16 protein-coding genes are annotated in these 19,749 nt (G+C 30.7%); 3 read left to right on the top strand and 13 right to left on the bottom strand.

All coding sequences use genetic code 4. The annotated features are described in order from the left end of the window. Window positions 1–28 precede the first annotated feature (28 nt). The 3 genes from AACK87_RS01210 to AACK87_RS01200 all read right to left on the bottom strand — a co-directional run bounded on the left by AACK87_RS01210 (window position 29) and on the right by AACK87_RS01200 (window position 3,913). Window positions 29–841, bottom strand: a complete 813-nt coding sequence (locus AACK87_RS01210) for a Pr6Pr family membrane protein (protein ID WP_338972751.1) — start codon at window positions 839–841, stop codon at window positions 29–31. Between the two features lie 61 nt (window positions 842–902). Further along, window positions 903–1,919 carry a hypothetical protein gene (locus AACK87_RS01205; RefSeq protein ID WP_338972750.1) on the bottom strand — a complete coding sequence of 339 codons (1,017 nt, stop codon included), beginning with the start codon at window positions 1,917–1,919 and terminating at the stop codon, window positions 903–905. Window positions 1,920–2,047: 128 nt separating this feature from the next. Next, window positions 2,048–3,913 carry a hypothetical protein gene (locus tag AACK87_RS01200; RefSeq protein ID WP_338972748.1) on the bottom strand — a complete coding sequence of 622 codons (1,866 nt, stop codon included), beginning with the start codon at window positions 3,911–3,913 and terminating at the stop codon, window positions 2,048–2,050. 56 nt (window positions 3,914–3,969) lie between these two features. Between AACK87_RS01200 and AACK87_RS01195 the strand changes: the two genes are divergently transcribed. Next, complete coding sequence (locus AACK87_RS01195; RefSeq protein WP_338973128.1) at window positions 3,970–5,115, top strand: AEC family transporter; 1,146 nt, start codon at window positions 3,970–3,972, stop codon at window positions 5,113–5,115. Between the two features lie 262 nt (window positions 5,116–5,377). On the opposite strand, the gene AACK87_RS01190 is transcribed toward AACK87_RS01195, so the two are convergent. The 6 genes from AACK87_RS01190 to AACK87_RS01165 all read right to left on the bottom strand — a co-directional run bounded on the left by AACK87_RS01190 (window position 5,378) and on the right by AACK87_RS01165 (window position 13,687). Then, window positions 5,378–8,308, bottom strand: coding sequence for a lipoprotein (locus AACK87_RS01190; protein ID WP_338972746.1), 2,931 nt, complete (start codon window positions 8,306–8,308; stop codon window positions 5,378–5,380). A 133-nt stretch (window positions 8,309–8,441) separates the two neighbouring features. Next, window positions 8,442–9,629, bottom strand: a complete 1,188-nt coding sequence (gene tuf, locus AACK87_RS01185; protein ID WP_115557861.1) for an elongation factor Tu — start codon at window positions 9,627–9,629, stop codon at window positions 8,442–8,444. A 123-nt stretch (window positions 9,630–9,752) separates the two neighbouring features. After that, window positions 9,753–11,822, bottom strand: a complete 2,070-nt coding sequence (fusA, locus tag AACK87_RS01180; RefSeq protein WP_338972743.1) for an elongation factor G — start codon at window positions 11,820–11,822, stop codon at window positions 9,753–9,755. Between the two features lie 39 nt (window positions 11,823–11,861). After that, a complete protein-coding gene (rpsG, locus tag AACK87_RS01175) occupies window positions 11,862–12,329 on the bottom strand; it encodes a 30S ribosomal protein S7 (RefSeq protein ID WP_115557859.1) in 468 nt (155 codons plus the stop codon). A gap of 31 nt (window positions 12,330–12,360) precedes the next feature. Then, window positions 12,361–12,780, bottom strand: a complete 420-nt coding sequence (rpsL, locus tag AACK87_RS01170) for a 30S ribosomal protein S12 (RefSeq protein WP_025250723.1) — start codon at window positions 12,778–12,780, stop codon at window positions 12,361–12,363. Window positions 12,781–12,916: 136 nt separating this feature from the next. Then, window positions 12,917–13,687, bottom strand: coding sequence for a hypothetical protein (locus AACK87_RS01165; RefSeq protein ID WP_338972734.1), 771 nt, complete (start codon window positions 13,685–13,687; stop codon window positions 12,917–12,919). Between the two features lie 275 nt (window positions 13,688–13,962). Here AACK87_RS01165 and AACK87_RS01160 point away from each other — a divergent pair, with 275 nt between their 5' ends. Both AACK87_RS01160 and AACK87_RS01155 read left to right on the top strand, forming a co-directional pair. Continuing rightward, window positions 13,963–15,387, top strand: a complete 1,425-nt coding sequence (locus AACK87_RS01160) for a DEAD/DEAH box helicase (protein WP_338972732.1) — start codon at window positions 13,963–13,965, stop codon at window positions 15,385–15,387. Between the two features lie 122 nt (window positions 15,388–15,509). After that, window positions 15,510–15,881: a MerR family transcriptional regulator gene (locus AACK87_RS01155; protein ID WP_338972731.1), complete on the top strand. Its 372-nt coding sequence runs from the start codon at window positions 15,510–15,512 to the stop codon at window positions 15,879–15,881. Between the two features lie 131 nt (window positions 15,882–16,012). Here the strand turns inward: AACK87_RS01155 and AACK87_RS01150 are convergent, their stop codons facing one another. The 4 genes from AACK87_RS01150 to AACK87_RS01135 all read right to left on the bottom strand — a co-directional run bounded on the left by AACK87_RS01150 (window position 16,013) and on the right by AACK87_RS01135 (window position 19,546). Then, entirely contained in the window at window positions 16,013–17,599 is a 1,587-nt protein-coding gene (locus AACK87_RS01150; protein WP_338972729.1) for a hypothetical protein, read from the bottom strand. Next, window positions 17,574–18,326, bottom strand: coding sequence for an ABC transporter ATP-binding protein (locus AACK87_RS01145; protein WP_338972727.1), 753 nt, complete (start codon window positions 18,324–18,326; stop codon window positions 17,574–17,576). Before AACK87_RS01145 ends, AACK87_RS01150 begins: the two co-directional genes overlap by 26 nt. 9 nt (window positions 18,327–18,335) lie before the next feature. After that, window positions 18,336–19,268, bottom strand: coding sequence for a hypothetical protein (locus AACK87_RS01140; protein ID WP_338972725.1), 933 nt, complete (start codon window positions 19,266–19,268; stop codon window positions 18,336–18,338). Window positions 19,269–19,420: 152 nt separating this feature from the next. Continuing rightward, on the bottom strand, window positions 19,421–19,546 hold the full coding sequence (locus AACK87_RS01135) for a hypothetical protein (protein ID WP_338972723.1): 126 nt from the start codon (window positions 19,544–19,546) through the stop codon (window positions 19,421–19,423). Between the last annotated feature and the right edge of the window lie 203 nt (window positions 19,547–19,749).

Below are 19,749 nucleotides of genomic sequence, written 5' to 3'. Positions count from 1 at the left end.
TTATTAAAATAGTGATAAAATTTTAATTTTATTCTTTTACAGCTGTTTTTTTAGGCGTTTTTTTAGCAGCTACTTTTTCAACTTTATCGGCTTTGTTAGTTTTCTCAACTTCCAAACCACTTCAAGCTTTGTAATAATCTTTTTCAATCATTTGATTACTTGCGTAGTTGTATAAGAATGAGAATCCGATCAGCATTCCTGTAATTGACACAAATGCCATTAAGAATCAAAGTACTCCCAATCCCGAATGAACATCCAAGAAGAAGTATGGGTAATAACGACCCTCAAAGTTTGGATCAGAATTAACTCTTAATTCTCCTCTTAACATTGCAAATACACAGTAAGCAAGAGTTCCTGCTCAAACTCAAATAAATTTTTTGATAAAGAATTCTTTTAAATTAATTTTAGTTTTATTTTCCATTAAGAATACTAAGTATACTACCATTACAATTGGATTTACCATATGGTCGATAATTGTAATTGCTTGATCAGCGGCTGAACTTGGTCAACCCTCTACTGGAATTAATACAAAGTTGTAAACGATAAACGTTACTGATATATAACAAGAAATTGCTGTTGCAAATCCCTGAGATTGATATTTGTTTTTATTTTCTCTACTATGAAAGATTCCTGAATAAATTAGTCAAGTCAAGACTAAGATATTTGATAAAAACGTGTAAGTTGTTATGAATTCTTCGGTGAAGTATTGGTAATCGCCACGATAGCTATTTTGAATCATTTCAGTATTTAACATTCCTGAAATGTAACCTCAAAGCAAAATACAAATACCATTAATACCAAAAATCAGTTTATAACAAATTTTAAAAGTTTTATGATTCATGTTTTTCTCCTTTTTACATACAATTAATTATAGTCATAAATTGAGAAAAAAACAATTTTTTTTATTTTATTGCCTCATCTATGAAAAGTTTCATAATATAAGTGTTTTCTGATCGGTCATTTTCATTGATTAGTATCTTTCCTAAAGCTAAATTAGTAACAAATAGATAATATTTCAAGGCCTTTAGATCCATTTCTTGTGTTAGGTTGTTATCAATCATTATTTTAAGAATATTTGATAAATCAACATATAGTTCAAATCTACGCAGTTTGCCTAAACTGTTTGCAAAATTAAGCAATAAATTTTTATTTGAATCTTTTTCATTTTCAATAATTTGTGTTAATTCCTCAATTATTGAGTTATTTAAGTCAAAAAAGTTAATATATTCTATCAATTTGTACTCTTGATCGCGATAAAACAAGGCTAATGTTTTGACATATTCTTTGGAAATGTAAATTACTAGTAATGAGTCAATTGTTGGAATGACAATCTCGATCACTGATTTTGTCCCTTCTTCATCAAATGTCATATTTGCTAAAACCAGGATTTGTATTATGAATATGAAGTAAATGTAAAAACAACTGTACAGCATTCTCTTTAGATTAGGAAATTTTTTATGGTCTATTTTATCCATTAGGTCCAAAAAGATTAAATCATAAACTTTATTACCTTTGAATTCATTATAGGCAATATCTTCTAATTTACAATATCTCTTTGTTCAGTATTCAGAAATAAAAGATTCGTTAATACGATAATTAGCAATTGTAATGCTTCCAATTCTTAGCAAAATTAGAACCGTCATTGATAAAGAAATGAATAAAAAGACATAGTCATTTTTAATTACTCTAGAAATGCTCTCAGATTTTATGAAGTATAAAATCCCAATCGTCAAAACACTGAATGTGCTAATTGTTAGAAAAATTATTTCTCAAATCGGTTTTTTCATTCTCTTACCAAAAATTAAAAATTTTGGGTCAATGAATTTTTTTCTATCGCGATTTTCTGGAAAATACCTGTTAATAAATTTCTCATTAACAACTTCCTTGGTTAAACTATTTTTGTTGCTTTTTTTACTCATATTGCCTCTTTTTATTATTTTACACTATTTTCAACCATTGAGATGGATTAATTAAACCAGTATAAATAAAAAACCATCAACAACTTAAGTTTTGATGGTTAATTTTAACTATTGATAATCCAGCAACTTTATTGTTGAAGTTTAAAAGCGGTTTTGTCATCATTAAAATCAGTTAGCACTATATCATTTCTGCTTCAAGAAGTGAAATTGAAACAACGATTAGGTAAACCATAAATATAATTAGCACTTCTACTTGTTATTGGATTTAGTATGAACCAGTGGTCTTTTGTAACCAAAGTTTTATCAAAAAATTTATAAAAAAACATGTAACCCTCTTCATTAATTTTAAATTGTTCTGGTTCGTAGTTAAACATAAATCCACCAATATAATATTCAATTTTTTCACCATTGCCTAGAAGATTAGCACTATTAATTTTCTTTACAGCCTCATCATAACAACCATTCATTAATTCCTTAACGTCATACAAAACTCCTGGTTGAAAATTTTCACTAATTACGTCTGGTTTTTTAAAAACAAAGGCATGATTATTAGATTTAGATCACTGACCTCTTGTAAATCCAAACATTTCTCTTTGAAACAACAGCTGCGCTCTAATTAACTGTTCATAATACAAAGTTGTGTTTTCAAATGATGTCAATTGGCGAGTAATAAAAAATTGTTTGGGCAGTTCCATTGTCATAACAGAGTCATTTTCACTTGATTTATATTCTAATTTAACGTTTGTAACATAGGTTCCAAGTATTCCAAGCAATCGGTTTGCTTCGGCTTTATTTTCCCCATTTAAATTTTCATCAACCTTGATACCATTACGTGAAATAAGGCTTTTAAAATCGTATGAAATATTGCCACTTCTATAATTAATAAAGACGTTTTCAGAGTTTACATAACGCGAAGATTGTGGATTATTTTCTAAATTTTTTAAAACCGAATCATGAACTTTTGTAGGTATATAAATAGTAGAATCATTACCAGAAACTTCTTTGGCTAAATCATTTATTTTTTCTCCACCTTCAATTAAAGCTTCTTTTGATTTAACAGTCCATGAAGAATTATCGTTAAAATCATACTTGGTTGCCCCAGACATTCAATTATCATGGTAAATAAATCTAGGGGTGTTATTATCAAATTTAGCATTACTTGTATCAAGTTTTAGACGACTTTTCCCTCCCTTGATTTGAAATTCTGGATCTTTAAAAATATTATCATAAATTTCACTAAAATTATTTTTTTGACTATATTCTGAAAAAAGATTTCTATGATTAAATGAGTTATTAACCGTTAAAAAGCTATTCGAGTATTTATCTGAAACAACAAATTCATGTAATTTTTGACTAAATTCAGTAAACACGTTGGAATCATTTGCATCTTCAAACACATACATGGCTGATTTGAATGAAACTGTAGAAATTGAAGATTCTCCTTTTGAATTTAAGTACTCAATTTGACTTGATAAAATATAATTCATTTTAATAACATTAGTTCTGGCATCTTCAGAACCTGTAAATGGAGATTCGATTGTTACTTTATCTAATTTTATACTCGAACTAGCGAAGGGACTTTTCCCTCCTTTTAAAATCGGTTTAAAGTTAATATCACTTAAAAAGGCTTCATTAGCAGATTTCTTTAACTTTTCTAAATTAGCATTTGCTTGAATCAATTCATTAAATTCTTTAAATTCTTCTGAATTATTACTTAATTCGACAGTTTTCTCTTCCCCCAAAATGTCAGCAAATCTTTGGATTCTAAAACTATCTCAATGCATTTGCATTGATTCTTCGTCGATGTAATAAAACTTTTCTAAGTCTTCATTCATGTTGAGTTCAAACATCTCTTGAGATCTTGACTGCAAGTCATTAATTAGTGCTTCATAATCGAAATTATCATCAGAAATAGTTTTTTTGCAAGATACAACATTTAAAGGTATTGATATTGTTAGACTCAATGCCCCTAAAATCATTAGCAGTTTTCTCATGCTTCAAACTCCTGTCATTATCTAATATAAATTAATTATATAGAAATCTATAGCAAATAGCAAATGGTTCATTAGGTTTCATCTTAACAGTCAAGGGAATCTTAAATAAAGATTGAGATCAAGTCTTTATAAAATTTGTAATGCTTTTAGGGTTGCCATCACTGGTTTTAAAAAGTTTCTTAGCAAACGTTGACATGGAACAGTTCAAATCAGAACTTTCAATTATTATTTTAGGATTTATTTTCTATTTAGTAATGACAATGATATCAAGGTATTTTTTCTTAAAATACAAAAAAGATATTCAAGATACTTTAGCTATGTGTGTTGCTCTAGGTTCAACAGCCTACTTTGGATTGCCTTTAATTAAAGAATTATTTGGAGCTCCAGGGGAACTAACTGCCAATAACTTCAATATTTCATATTGAGTGTTTTTATGTTCTGTGGGGTTCTTAATTATGAGTACTGATAATACCGTTTATAGTCAGGTGAGGTTATTAAGTAAAGGCGATTTAAAAATTAAGAAGCAAAACTTGAGTAAAAAAGAAATGAAGACTTTTTTACAAGAGCAAAAAGATATTAAAAAGCAAATAAAAATTGATGGATTAAAGGAATCTAAGAAAAAGCGTAAAGCTAATTTAAAGAAAATCTTTTCCAATCCAGTTTTAATTGCTACTATGATTGGTTTTACGATCTGAGCCACTCAACTAATTCCGGGAATTGATTTTGTAACATATAACGGAGTAGATCACTTCTCTCCTTTCAGAATTGATTTATTATTTCCTCCAACTGCGAATGTTCTAACTGCACTGGCAGCTGTTTGTACACCACTTGCTTGAATTGCAATTGGAATGAAAATGGCCAAAGGAAATATTAAAAAAGCCTTAAAGGATAAAAGTGTTTGATACGCAACATTTATAAGAATTATTGTGGTCCCAATTATTGCTCTAATCTTGACAATAATTACTGCACTAATTGGTAATGCTACTGGGGGATGAACTATTAATGAGATCCAGCTTTCTGTGATTTTGATAATGGCAGCCACTCCTCCGGCAAATGTTATTGTTGTATACGCCATTAACTTTGATAAGGAACCCGAACTGGCATGTAATGTTACATCGATTTCAACAATCGCAGCAATATTAACTATGCCAATTTGAACAGTCATCGGAGCTGTTCTTGGTTCAACACAGCTATTTAGTTAATGATTTTCAATTCAATAGATATAAATAAAAATAGACAGTTGCAAACTACTGTCTATTTTTTTAATCACTTTTTATGACGTATTTAAAATTTAAAAATTAATAATTATCAAATTTTAATCCTTTTCCTATTGACAAGAAGAAGCTTTAGTTTTATAAATATACTCGAACCTAAAAAACAAAAACTCCACACGAAATTCGCGCAGAGTTATTTTCATTAATATCAATTTTACTAATAAATTATTTATTTGAAATATTTGAGTTATTAATTATTTTCTCATTTATCTCTTGGTTTAATAATTTTATCTGTTCAGTCTCCTGCAAATGCTCTAGCGAAATCATATTGTTCAAGATATGCTAAACCATGGGTTACTAAGCTTTTGTTAACCGCATTAATATTGTTATTTCTACCACGGTCATCATTCATAGATCACATTGAAACATATGCTAAACCAACATTGTTAGCTCAGTTATATAATTCCTTGGCATCTTCTAATGTAAATACCCCATCAACAGTATCATTTACCCCGATCATCGGAGTTGCTGCTAGAAGTTGGTAAACTTTATCAATAGTAATTGTTTCTCCATAATTGTTAAATATTGAAGTTGCAATATTGTTTTTAGTTGCAAGTAAAGCTTGTTTTGCTAAGTCAAAGTTAGTTTGTCCATTTTTAATTGCTTGTTGGTAAATTGGATTTCCATAATCCATTAACATCAAGTTAGTAATTGGAATATCTAAATAACTTAAACCTGCATTATGATACTCTTCAACAAAAACATCTAAAACTTTATAACCAACATTTGTTAAACCTGAAGGCAACACTGGTAATGTCAGTGAGAAATCTCATTTTTTATCACTTTGTTTCATTTCAGCCAAGGTTCTAGCTAGTACTCTTAACTCATCGATATTTTCTTGAGCATGTCCTTCAATATCAAAGTCAATCGCTTTAGTCATTGGTTGATTTACTAAATCTGCTATTTCTTTTTGGAAATCAATTAGTCCGGCTTTTAGTATTTCTACAGCTTTATTCATATTATGGTTACTTAATTCTCAAGCTACATTTCAAGGATTCTTAGTAGTCATTCCCCCAGTAGTAGCTCCACCGTAGGCAACTTTAATATTTTTGAAATGTCCTTTTTTAACAATCGGATCTAAAACTTTTCCTTTTAGTTGATTTTGTTCTCAGTAAGAATATCCTTCGTTGTTTTTTTCTAAACCAGCAAATGATATTTCTAAGCTGTCATTGTGTTTGTTCACTTGTTGAGCAAAAGCTAAAGTTAAGTGATTAAATCCTTTAACACCTTTACCTGAGTTTCCTCCGTTGTAGATTTCATCTAAATTATTACCATCTCATAAACCCGCATCTAAATAAGGTGAGAAGTATGAGGTTGTTTTTTTGGTTTTTTTGGTTATTCAATTATTATTTTGAGTACGAACCGGGTTAGCCTCATAACGATCTCGATAAAGACTTTTGTTACTTGGTGGATTCCCTGGATCAATTGGAGAAGTTGGACCCCCATCTCCCCAAGGTAAGGTACTAGGTCCTCCCCCTCCGATTCCATCTCAACCATCATTTTCGATATCATCAAAGGCTTTATTATCATCGATTGTTTTTAGATCTAAATAACCCTTTAATTGCTTAATTTTTTCTTTATCAGTTACTTCTTTTAAGCTTTGAGCTGTTTCATAACTCATTTTCCCATTTAAGGCTTTTGCATAAGCATACTCTTCAAAACCAGCACCTGAGCGCAAGTTTTGATCGATTGGGTTTTTATCCGCTAGAGCATTTCCTGATAACCCATTATTCTCAAAGAAAGATGGGTGATCACGAGTGATATAAAACATCGATAATTCTCCCACACCTTTTTCAATCGCAAATTTTCTTAACTCTGCTGCATCTTTTGGTGTGAAATCATAGGTAGCATTTTCTGCTCTACGACCAGCTCAAGGAGTCACAGCCATACGACGATAAACGTCTTTCTCTGACATATCTTGGCCATTTAAAATTTTATTTGTTGCTCTTCACGATTCTTGAGTGGTCTGAATGGCTGATTTCATCATGTCAGCTTCTCAATCTCCCTTAGGATCTTTTCGATCTGTTGTTAAATATCCTGTTACTAAGTTAAGCTTGAAGTTCATCCCTAAATATTTAGTAAATACATAAAGTGGTGAAAATTCATCCCCAACATGTTCTTCTTTACCAGTTTTTAAAAATCCTGGTGAAACCCCAACTCCTGATTCAGTTGAACTAACAAGTGAAAGTCTAAAGTCTCAAGGATTGCTAATATCATTATCTCTTTCTAGTAAAACTTTTAAAGCTCCTGCTAATAATTTTTGAGATTCTTTATAACTTCCACTAATACTTAAATAAGGTGCTGCAAAATAGAAATCAAACGAGCGAGTTCCATATACGTTAGAAATTGCTAACAATTGGTCTGCCAACTCTTCTTCTGACATGTTATTTTGATAGGCAGTATGTCAGAATGAATTTGCAAACGGACCAAATGAAATTGTCATATTTTTAGTATCTAAACCATCTTTTTTTCACTTGTTAAAACGTGATGTAAATCATTCTTCAGATTGATTATTGTTAAAGTCTTTTGGAGCAGCATCTCACATCGGAGATAACTCACCTTTATCACTGGCATTTTGCATGAAACCAAGCACAATCCCATCACCCTTACTTTTGTTAATTAAGTCAGAGTCATTGTTAATTTTGGCCAAATCATTGTAATTAATTACATCATCCTTGTTTTTAATTCCCATAGCTTCCATAGCTTTATCATAACTCGCTCCTGATTTACTATGTCATTTTAAACCATATTCAACATTATCTTCAACAATTCCAATATCTGCATACGGCTTAAATTTAATATCCTCACTATTTTGAATTAGATTCTTTTCAATCAAGTTTTTATCAGCTAATGTACTTCTTAAAAGCTTATCACTACTTGAAAGTTTACTACGACTTTTTTGGCCTTGATTTTCTGTTAAAACACTTGTTGTTTTGTTAGTTTTAGATCTTTTAGATCCTGTTTCTAAATCTAAATCATCAAGTCCAGTTCAACGATTACCTATTTCAACCTTTCCTTCAGGAATTGGAGTCTTGTTACTTGAGTTTGTACAAGAAACTACAGCCGAAACTGTTGGCGCTGTTATAGCCACACTTGATAAAACTATTAATAATTTTTTCATATTTTTCTCCTATTTTTAATATTATATAATATAAAAACTTAATATACAAAAAAATCTTTTATTGATAATTTTTCTACATTGAGATGAAAAGTAAAAAAACTGAGTTAACTCAGTTTTTTCTATTTATAAAATGTTATTTAGTAATTTCAACAACAGTTCCCGCACCAATAGTACGTCCACCTTCACGAATTGAGAACTTAGTTCCTTGTTCGATGGCAACTGGTTTAATTAATTCAATGTTTAATTCAACGTTATCCCCTGGCATAACCATATCTGTTCCCGCAGGTAATGTAACTTCACCAGTTACATCAGTTGTACGGAAGTAGAATTGAGGACGGTATTTGTTAAAGAATGGTTTGTGACGTCCACCTTCTTCTTGAGTTAAAGCATAAACTTGTGCTTTAAGTTGAGTATGAGGTTTGATTGATCCTGGTTTAGCAATAACTTGTCCACGTTCAATATCTTCACGGTTAACACCACGTAGTAATGCTCCAACATTATCCCCTGCTTCAGCAAAGTCTAATAATTTTCTAAACATTTCTAATCCTGTAACAACAGTTTTTTTACTTTCTTCATGTAATCCAACGATTTCAACTTCTTCGTTAACTTTTACAATTCCACGTTCAACACGTCCTGTTGCAACAGTTCCACGTCCAGTAATTGTAAATACGTCTTCAACTGGCATTAATAAAGTTTTATCAGTTTCACGAACTGGAGTTGGGATGTATTCATCAACTGCGTTCATTAATTCTTCAATTTTAGCTTCTCATTTTGCGTCACCTTCAAGTGCTTTTAAAGCACTCCCACGGATAACTGGTGCTCCATCTCCATCAAATTCATATGATGTCAATAAGTCCCTAACTTCCATTTCAACTAAATCGATTAGTTCTTCGTCATCAACCATGTCACATTTGTTTAAGAAAACAACGATTTTTGGTACTCCAACTTGTCTTGATAATAGGATATGTTCTCTAGTTTGAGGCATTGGTCCATCAGTTGCGGCAACAACAAGGATTCCTCCATCCATTTGAGCAGCTCCTGTAATCATGTTTTTAACATAATCGGCGTGGCCAGGACAGTCTACGTGAGCGTAGTGTCTTTTAGCTGTTTTATATTCAACGTGTGAAGTATTAATTGTAATTCCACGTTCTCTTTCTTCTGGTGCGTTATCGATGTTTGCATAATCTTTAAATTCTGCTCCACCTTTTGCTGCTAATACTTTAGTAATTGCAGCTGTTAATGTAGTTTTACCGTGGTCAACGTGTCCGATTGTTCCGATGTTAACATGGGGCAAACTACGATCAAATTGTTCTTTTGCCATTTTTTTAATTTCCCTTCATTTATAGTAATACGACAAATGTCATTTATAATTGTATTATAAATAGATTTAAATACAATAGTTTTGCACTGGAAATAAAGTATTTTAACTTTATAAAAATATCTTCTATTTTCCAGATTTTTTAATAATTTCTTCTGCAATTGATTTTGGTGCTTCATTATAGTGGCTAAATTGCATAGTGTAGTTACCACGTCCTTGAGTAAATGATCTTAATTCTGTTGCATAACCAAACATTTCACTTAATGGAACTTTTGATTTAACAGTTTGAGCATTACCTCTTTGTTCACTTCCCTCGATTAGACCACGTTTTGATGAAATATTACCCATTACATCTCCGTAGTATTCATCTGGAATTGTTACTTCAACTGACATAATTGGTTCTAATAGAACTGGTTGCATACGTTTAGCACCTTCTTTTAGAGCCATTGAAGCGGCGATTTTATATGCCATCTCATTTGAATCGACATCATGGTATGAACCATCAACGATTGTTGCTTTAACATCGATCATTGGATATCCAGCAATTACCCCGTTTTGTAGGGCATTTTGAAGTCCAGCTTTGGCAGCATTGATATATTCTTTTGAGATTTTACCCCCAACAATTTTATCAACTCATTCAAAACCTTTATCGTGGTTTGGTTCAAATTCAATCACAACGTGACCATATTGTCCACGTCCTCCTGATTGTTTTACATATTTACCTTCCGCACGAGTTGGGGTTTTAATAGTTTCACGGTATGAAACTTGTGGAGCTCCAACGTTGGTTTCTACTTTAAATTCACGACGCATACGGTCAACAATAATGTCTAAGTGTAGTTCACCCATACCAGCAATAATTGTTTGTCCAGTTTCTTCATCAGTAAATGTTCTAAATGTTGGATCCTCCTCTGAAAGTTTATTCAAAGCGATTCCCATTTTTTCTTGGTCAGCTTTAGTTTTTGGTTCTAAAGCTAGGTTAATAACTGGTTCTGGGAAAACCATTGACTCTAAAATGATTTCATGTTTTTCATCAGTTAGTGTATCCCCAGTAGTAGTATCTTTTAGTCCAACCGCTGCGGCGATATCCCCAGCGTAAACTTCTTCGATTTCTTCACGGTCATTGGCATGCATTTTTAATAAACGTCCAACACGTTCTTTTTTATCTTTTGTAGCGTTTAATACGTAACTTCCTTTATGTAGTACTCCTGAGTAAACTCTAAAGAAAGTTAATTTTCCAACAAATGGGTCAGTCATAATTTTGAAAGCCAATGCTGAGAAAGGTTCTTTATCATCAGCTTTACGTTCTGATTCTTGACCATTTGGAAGAATACCTTTAATTGCTGGTACATCTAATGGTGATGGTAAATAATCAGTTACAGCGTCTAATAATAATTTAACACCTTTGTTTTTAAATGCTGAACCAGCTAATACAGGGAAGAATTCAGCTGAAAGCACCCCTTTACGAATCGCTTGTTTGATTTCAGCTACACTTAATTCTTTTCCATCAAGGAATTTTTCCATTAAAGCTTCATCATATTCAACAGCTGATTCGATTAACTCGTTTCGCAATTGTGCTGCTTGATCTTTTAAATCAGCAGGAATTTCTATTTCTTTTGCAATTTCTTCAGCTTTTCCATCAAAGTGGTAAGCTTTCATTTCTACTAAATCAATAATTCCATCAAAAGCATCTTCTGCTCCGATTGGTAGTTGAATTGGTGAAGCTTTAGCTCCCAATCTATCCCCGATTGATTTAACAGAGTAGATGAAATCTGCTCCAGTTTTATCCATTTTGTTAACAAAAACAATTCTTGGTACTTTATAAGTTGTTGCTTGTCTTCAAACAGTTTCAGTTTGAGGTTCTACCCCACTTTGACCATCTAAAACAGCTACAGCTCCATCTAAAACACGTAATGAACGTTCTACTTCAACAGTAAAGTCCACGTGGCCAGGAGTATCAATTATGTTAAAACGTAAATCTCTTCAAAAAGCTGTTGTTGCAGCTGATGTAATTGTAATTCCACGTTCTTGTTCTTGTGCCATTCAGTCCATTTGCGAAGCTCCTTCATGAGTTTCACCAATTTTATGAATTTTACCAGTATGGAATAAAATACGTTCTGTGGTAGTGGTTTTACCCGCATCGATGTGGGCCATAATACCAAAGTTACGTGTTTTTTCTAGACTAAATTGTCTTGGCATTTTATTTTCTCCTTTATATTTAAAAATGATTGATAAATTCTATCAACGGTAGTGAGCAAACGCTTTATTTGCTTCTGCCATTTTGTGAGTATCTTCACGTTTTTTAACAGATCCTCCAGTTGCGTTTGAAGCATCGATAATTTCGTTAGCTAAACGGTCAACCATTTCTTTTTCATTTCTTAAACGTGAGTAGTTAACTAATCAACGTAAAGCTAATGTTACTCTACGCTCATTGCTCACTTCAACAGGTACTTGATAGTTAGCTCCCCCAATACGGCGAACTTTTAGTTCTAAGTGTGGTTGAATGTTATCAATCGCTTTGTTGAATACATCGATTGGATTTTGTTCAGTTTTTGCTTTGATTTTGTCAAAAGCTCCGTAAAGAATCCCTTGAGCTGTTCCTCTTTTTCCATCTAACATAATTTTATTAACAGCACGTGTTACTAATTTTGAATTATAAACTGGATCTGGAAGTACATCTCTTTTTTCGGCTTGATGTTTTCTCATATTTTAACCCTTTCTATTTATTTTTTAATATTTATTTTTTCTCTTTTGGACGTTTAGTTCCGTATAGTGAACGTGATTGCATTCTTCCGTTTACTCCAGTTGTATCTAAAGTACCACGAACGATATGGTAACGAACCCCAGGTAAGTCTTTTACTCTTCCCCCACGGATTAAAACAACACTATGTTCTTGTAGGTTATGTCCTTCTCCCGGAATATAAGCTGTTACTTCCATTCCGTTTGTTAAACGAACCCTTGCGTATTTACGTAACGCAGAGTTGGGTTTTTTAGGTGTCATTGTTGCAACACGCGTACAAACCCCTCTTTTTTGAGGTGAAGAAACTTTAGTTACTTTTTTTAACAAAGTATTTACTCCACGATTCAAAGCGGGCGCTTTTGTTTTTCAAGTTTTCGCTTTACGAGGTTTTCTAACTAATTGGTTAATTGTTGGCATATTCAGCCTCCTTTCCACAATACCGTGTGTATCGAAGTTACACTAATATATAATACATTTAATACCCTGTTAATGCAATATTTTTGGCAAATTTTGTAAAATAAAACTTCAAATTTCTTTGAAGTTAATTGATTATTTAAATATTTTTAAAAGCATCAAGTTCTGGTGATAATCGATCGTAAATATCTTGGTCAATTACACCGCTATTTAATGGTGTTTTTAGTAAAATTTTGTAAATAATTCCTAAAAGGAAGTAAGCATCAGTGCAGTACATGAACATTTCGATTCTCTTTGCACTCATTTCATCTTCGGGTAAATCTGAGATTACCTTGTATACTTCATTATATTTTTGTAGGTAATTTGCAATGTTATCTAAAAGCATTTTAAAAGCAGATTCTCCATCTAAATTCAAAGTGTCCTCAAGAAATTTAATTAGACTTTTGTAAACTGATTGATCATCATTTTGCAATTCTAATTTTTTATAAGTTTCTTGCAGTTGAGATGCATTAGCTCCTAGCATATGAACTGCTGTAAGTGCTACAATATCCATTCCCATTGGTTCGCTAATTACTGAAGTTTCTAATTTTTGCTCCTCTAAATTAGCATCAATTGATTTTATATTTATCAGTGAGTTTCTAACCAAATAGAAATGGTGGTTTAAGAAAATAGCAAAATTTTCTTTTTCTGGCTTACAAGTAATTTTTATGAAATTCTTTTCTAAAACAACTGTATATCTTTCTAGGTTTTCACGGTCACTGATTTTTTTAGTGTTTTTAATGAAAGTTGCAATTTCCTCGGGTAAAACAAATAATTTAGAATTATTTTTTATAAAATTTTTGTATGCTGAATCAACTTCTGAAATAATTATCTCAGCATAATCAACTGGTTTATATTTATTATCGCTCATTTCGCTTCCTCTTATCTAATCTTTGGTAAACCAAATCATTATTATTTTACTATTTTTAGCTATATTTTCCAAACTTTTTGTCGATTATGTGCAATATTTTTTGTAAAAAAGGTGATTAATCATTTGACATAAGGAGTTAAATAAACTATACTTAATAAGTTGTAGAAAACTTGATTTCTGTTCGTTTGGTCTGAGAATTTTTTCAAGTATTAAGGATTTTTAAATTTTAAAAATGGTCATACCTTATTCCTCCAACTGACAGAAAGGAAATTCAAATGAATTTTAACGAAATAAACTTAAAACCGCAATTGCAAAAAGCTCTTGCAAAACACAACTTAACTATAGCAACAGAAATACAAGAAAAAACAATTCCTGTTGCCTTAGAAAATAAAGATATTATTGGAAAATCTCAAACCGGAACTGGAAAAACAGCCGCTTTTTTATTACCAATTCTTGAAAGAATCACTCCAAATGTGAACTTTGTTCAAGCAATTATCGTAACACCAACTAGAGAACTATCTTTACAGGTTTTAGATAAAGTACGCGACTTATCAATGTATTTAGAGGGAATTACCTCAACTGGTGTAACTGGGGGAGCTAATATTTCTCGCCAGATTCAAGCTTTAAAGAGAACCAACATTGTTGTTGGAACACCAGGAAGAATCACTGATTTATTAAATAGAAAAGTGCTGAAACTTGACCAAGTTAGAACTGTTGTATTAGACGAAGCTGATGAAATGCTGAAAATGGGATTTAAACAAGATATTGACAATCTTTTTAGAGTAGTTCCCGAAGAACATCAAACACTTTTATTTTCAGCAACTATGAATAAACAAGTTATTGAAATAGCAAACAAATACCTAAAAGATCCTGTAGAAATTTCAGTAGAGAGAACTGCTTTAAGTGGTTCTAATATTAAGCAATACTTTATTGATACAAAAACTCACAATAAAGAAGATGCGCTTGTAGCAATTTATAATAACATTAAACCTGAATTAAGCATTATTTTTGCTAATACAAAATCTCAAACAGAGGAAATTAGTAATCTACTTTATAAAAATGGAGTCAGATCATTTGTTATCAATGGAGACAAAAGACAAAGCGAAAGAAATCGTGCTTTAAAAGCTTTTAAAACATCAGCAACTAAAGTATTAGTAGCGACCGATGTTGCTGCTAGAGGAATTGATGTTCCTGGAATTGATTATGTAATCAATTACGACTTACCTCATGATCACGAATATTACATTCACCGAATCGGTAGAACTGCTCGTGCAGGTTCAAAGGGAAATTCAATTTCATTAGTAGGAAATCGTAACAACTTTTTCCATATGAAAGATTTAGAAAAATACCAAAACAAAGAAATTGAAAAAATGGATGTTGACAGTTGAGAACTACCGATTGTTGAACGTCGTAGTGGTGGTGGATCTTCAAGAGGCGACGGATTTAGAAGAGGTTCTTCAAATGGAAATCGCTCAAGAAGTTTTTCAGATAATAATCGTGGTTCAGAACGCAATTCTGGACCAAGAAAAGAAGGTTTCTCTGCTGATAAACCATTTGCAAAATCAGGAGATTTTAAATCAAACTCATTTGATAAAGGGGCGGCTGGAAAAGACCGTCGTAAACGCGACTTTGGAGCAGCTAAACCAAAAAGAAGTTTTGGAAGTAGTAAGCCATCAAAAAGTAAATCAAACTGAAACTAAAAAACATTTAAAATGACTTTTTAAAGTCATTTTTTTTCGCTGAAATTCAACTTTGTTTGTTCCCTATTTGCAGATTAAAAGATCCAAATAATGGTTTATAATTTATTTAGGAGATGATTGCTATGATTTTAAAGTATTATTTAAAAGACATTGCTTTGAAATTCAATATTTCAGAGTCACAACTAAGGTTTTATGATGAAAAAGGCGTAATTAATAAGTTCAAACGAGATGAAAACAACTATCGTTATTTATTAGAAGATGACTTACGTTTTGTAGAAACAATTATTTGTTTAAAAAAGACAAGTATGCCCTTAAAGGAAATAATAAAATACATAGGTTTGGTAGATCTTGGAGATGAAAGCTTAGCAGAACGTCAAGCAATGATTTTAAAGCAAGAAAAAGTAGTCTTAAAAAATCAAAAAGATATTCAAGAGCAAATTGATTTTATTGAATATAAAAAGCAGTTTTACGAAGATAAGATTAAAAATAGGTAAAAACCCGATATTTCATCATCAAAAAAACATTCAAATTGTCTTAAACAATATGAATGTTTTTTTGTTTTATCTACTAAAAGTATTAAGTTCTAGTTTTTGACTTATTTTAATTAGTAGTTATTATTTAATTCTTAGTTAAAGTAAAATTTTTTAAATATTAAAAAGGCTAGTGCAAAGAATAAAGCCGATGTTAGAAGTCATAATGAATAAAATAGTTCGTATAAAGGGTTGTTAATAACTTTCCCTATTTGAATTACAGATTCATACTCACTTGTATCTTTGATTTGTCTCAATGAGTCCTGACTATTCAATATTTTATCAAATTCTGTTTGATTAGTAATGTTTCAATCAAATGAGGCGATAGTTCAATTTGTTCCATAAATTGTAGGAAAGACAAGTTCTCTTAAAAAGATGTCTTCTGTATTGTAAATTTTGCCGCGTTTTAATCATTCAAAATGATTAATCGGATTTCAGTGGTTATTACTTTCGTTAAAATTAATTGTTTTGTTATAATCATCTAAATTCAAAATGTTATTTTTATTAATTTGCATACTGTTTTTAAGGACATTTAACAAGAAACTAAAATATTTACCAGGTCCAAAAATTTGTCTAGCTGTATTTGAATGAATATATGTACCGTCAAAAATTGAGGCGGTCAAATATTTTTCACCTCAAATTTTGTAAAATTCTAAAAAATCTTTCAAATTTTCGTCGACTTCAGATTTAATTAATTGATTTGTTAAGTTAGTAAAATCTGCTATTTTATTATCAGGAGATTTTATTTTATCATTTCATTTTAATAATGTCTCATAAGACTTAGCAGATAAATAAGGATCCATAATATTTTCTTCGTTTGCTTCAAATATATTATCTTGTTCAAAGAATCAATAATAGTTGTAAATGTCCATTTCTTTTAAGTCTTTTTGCAAATAGTCAATTTCCGTTTTATTTGCAAAATAATCATTAAAGTTTTTAGCAAAGCTAAACTCAAAATTCAGCCCTCTAATTTTATCATTTAAACTGTAAACATTTTTTGCAGACATGACTCCTTGAAAAATTGGAACTCAACCAAATGGGTTAATGAATACAAAGCTCATTATCGACATTAAAAATAGAGTTGAAAGAACGGGATTTAAAACTGCATTGAAAAACAATGAAAAACTAAATAAAACGATAGCTAAAAGATAGAAGAACGGATAATTTGCCAATCCAAAAGCCTCAAAAAACGGTTTTCCAAAATTTTTAAAACTAAGGGCAATAAATGAATCACAAATTAACAAGAAGGTTATAATAATTATTAATGTTAAAAAGATAATTAGAAAGCGACTTCAATATGAAATCCATAACCTATTTCCCGTTCTAATTTCTAGTTGAAACATCAGGGCTTTTTTTTGTTTTACAAATAATTCATAAGTTGATAATACAATTCAAACCGTGATAAATAAAATAACCAAACTAGTTTTTATGGTCTGAAAAGCTCATAAACTTTGTCCTCAGTTTTGGTGCACCTGGTACACGCCATTATAGACAACCATATTTTGTTTCATTCCTAGGGCGAACAATATTGAAAAAATAACAATCATGATTCCAAAAACTGCATTGACAATTCACAAAGTAATACTTTTTCAGATTCAATTTCAATTAAAACTAAATACTGGGAAGTTTTCAGTAATTTTATTTAAGCGGGGTTGATTATTTTTCTTGACTTGATTTAACATATTTTTTTAAATCCCCCACTCTAGTACTAATATTTTGGGAGCGATATTTGTTATAGATTTCCTTAATAGACTCTTTTTTATTATCTATTGGTTTTGAGTATTTGATTTCCCCATTGTCAATAAATACTAAAAAGTCGATTATTTCTTGTAGCTCTTCAATAATATGACTTGTTATTATGATTGTTTTCCCTTGACTGTTTAGAAATAACAAAATTTCCATAAACTCTTGTCGGCTATTAACATCTAAATTAGCTGTAGGCTCATCTAAAATAATAACTTCTAAGTCCAATATCATAATAGCCAATAACATGGCGCGTTTTAGCATACCCGCTGATAAAGTTTTTAATTTTTTATTTTCATAACCTTCAAGATTAAATATTTTTGTTAATTCACTTAGCTTTTCTATCGCAACTTTGGGAGGAATCTTGTATAGCAACGCTAAATAGGTAACATAATCTTTTAGCTGGTAGTCCAAGGGGATTGAATTTGTGTCGGGAAACAATCCGATTTTAATTAAATTATTACGACTCTTTAAAGTTTTGCCTTTATAGGTAACTTCTCCCTGGGAAGTTTGATACTCTTGAAAAATACATCTAATAGTAGTTGTTTTACCCATTCCATTATCACCAACAAAACCACAAATTGATTTTTCTGGGATTTGAAACGAAACATTTTTGATACCAGCTCCGTTTTTAAATAATTTTGTTATATTTTTTATCTCTAGCATGTTATTAACCTAAGTTTGTAATCTAAAATAATTAACATAAATTCCTACTTCTATTTCTTTTCACGGCGCCCCATACCCTTTTACATAACCACGAGCTCTTGTGTCTATGGAAATATATGTATTTCCAACAATAATGGGAATGCTCATAACGATTTTATAACCACTTTGAAGTCCTCAGGATTTTAATTCCGAATCTGCAATTAAAAAACTGCTGTCATCAGGATTAGTACTTGCTGGGTTTCTAACACCTTGAACTCTGTTGACCTCATTTGGATACTTTAAAACACTTTCATTTTTATAGTTAATTGCATATGCATTATAGTATACAGCCACACTTTTATATTTTCGAAGAAAGTCTGTTTTATCCAAAGCATAATCCTCATAATAAATGATATCTTTTTTGGATCCTGATAAATCATATTGATATTTTGTAGACCAATTTGCTTTAAGTTTATAGTGGAAATCCAAATATCCATGAGATGAAATTTTTGATTCATTTATAAAATTAGAATTAAATCAAAATTCTAGACTTGTCCCTTCAAAAAAGTATTTATTTGTTTGTTTTGCCTCTATTTGAAGAATCATTTTTTTTGAATATTGATTTTTGAAATTCTCTTCATAAAGTACTTTAAACTCAAAATCATTTTTGTGGTCAATAAAAGCGCCCGATGCTTCATAGTTACCTTTGGAAATTAAAAGATCTTCAATCTCAAATAAAATTTTGTCTTTAAATTGATTTGTGACTCCTTTAAGTGAATAGTCCTCATCTAAATTTACTATAATATCTTTATTATCTAGCAAAGTATTTTGATATTTTGATAAATCCATTTTATCAATAAAAATACTATTGTTATCTCTGGTTGTAATTAATAAGTTATTTGAAAAATTTACAGGAGTGCCTACACTCAGCGAAGCTGCTGCAGCAATTGCTCAAATGTTCATAACTTTAAATTCCTCTTTTCTGGAGTTAATTCTAGCTCCATAAATATATTAACACTTTAAGTGTTAATATATTAAACAACTTATTAGTTTTACAAAGTCAGCGACTCTATTAAATAAAAATAACCCTTAAAATCTAAATAGTTTAAGGGTTATTAAAAACTTCTTGTTTGAAATAATTTTAAAATATCAAATAAGTGGGTAAAAAAGTTGTAGGTTTGTCCTGTAATCTGAAACCTTATGTAGTTTATTTTTCATTCATCATTTTTTAGTAAGGGCATTAGGTTTCTCTAACTTTATTTAAGTTTCTCTCAAAAATATTTCCTAGTCTCAAATACTAAATTCTTTTCAAATTGTTCTTCTATTTTTCTCACTTCTTTTAATCCAAATATCTAACCACTACCCTCAAACAATCATCACTTAGCTACATTAAATACAAATGATATAGCTAACTCAAAAAGCAGTTAATATTGATAATAATTTT

It is taken from the genome of Spiroplasma endosymbiont of Panorpa germanica, from assembly GCF_964019765.1.
Taxonomy (GTDB): domain Bacteria; phylum Bacillota_I; class Bacilli_A; order Mycoplasmatales; family Mycoplasmataceae; genus Spiroplasma_B.
This window is presented reverse-complemented; position numbering and strand designations above follow the sequence as displayed.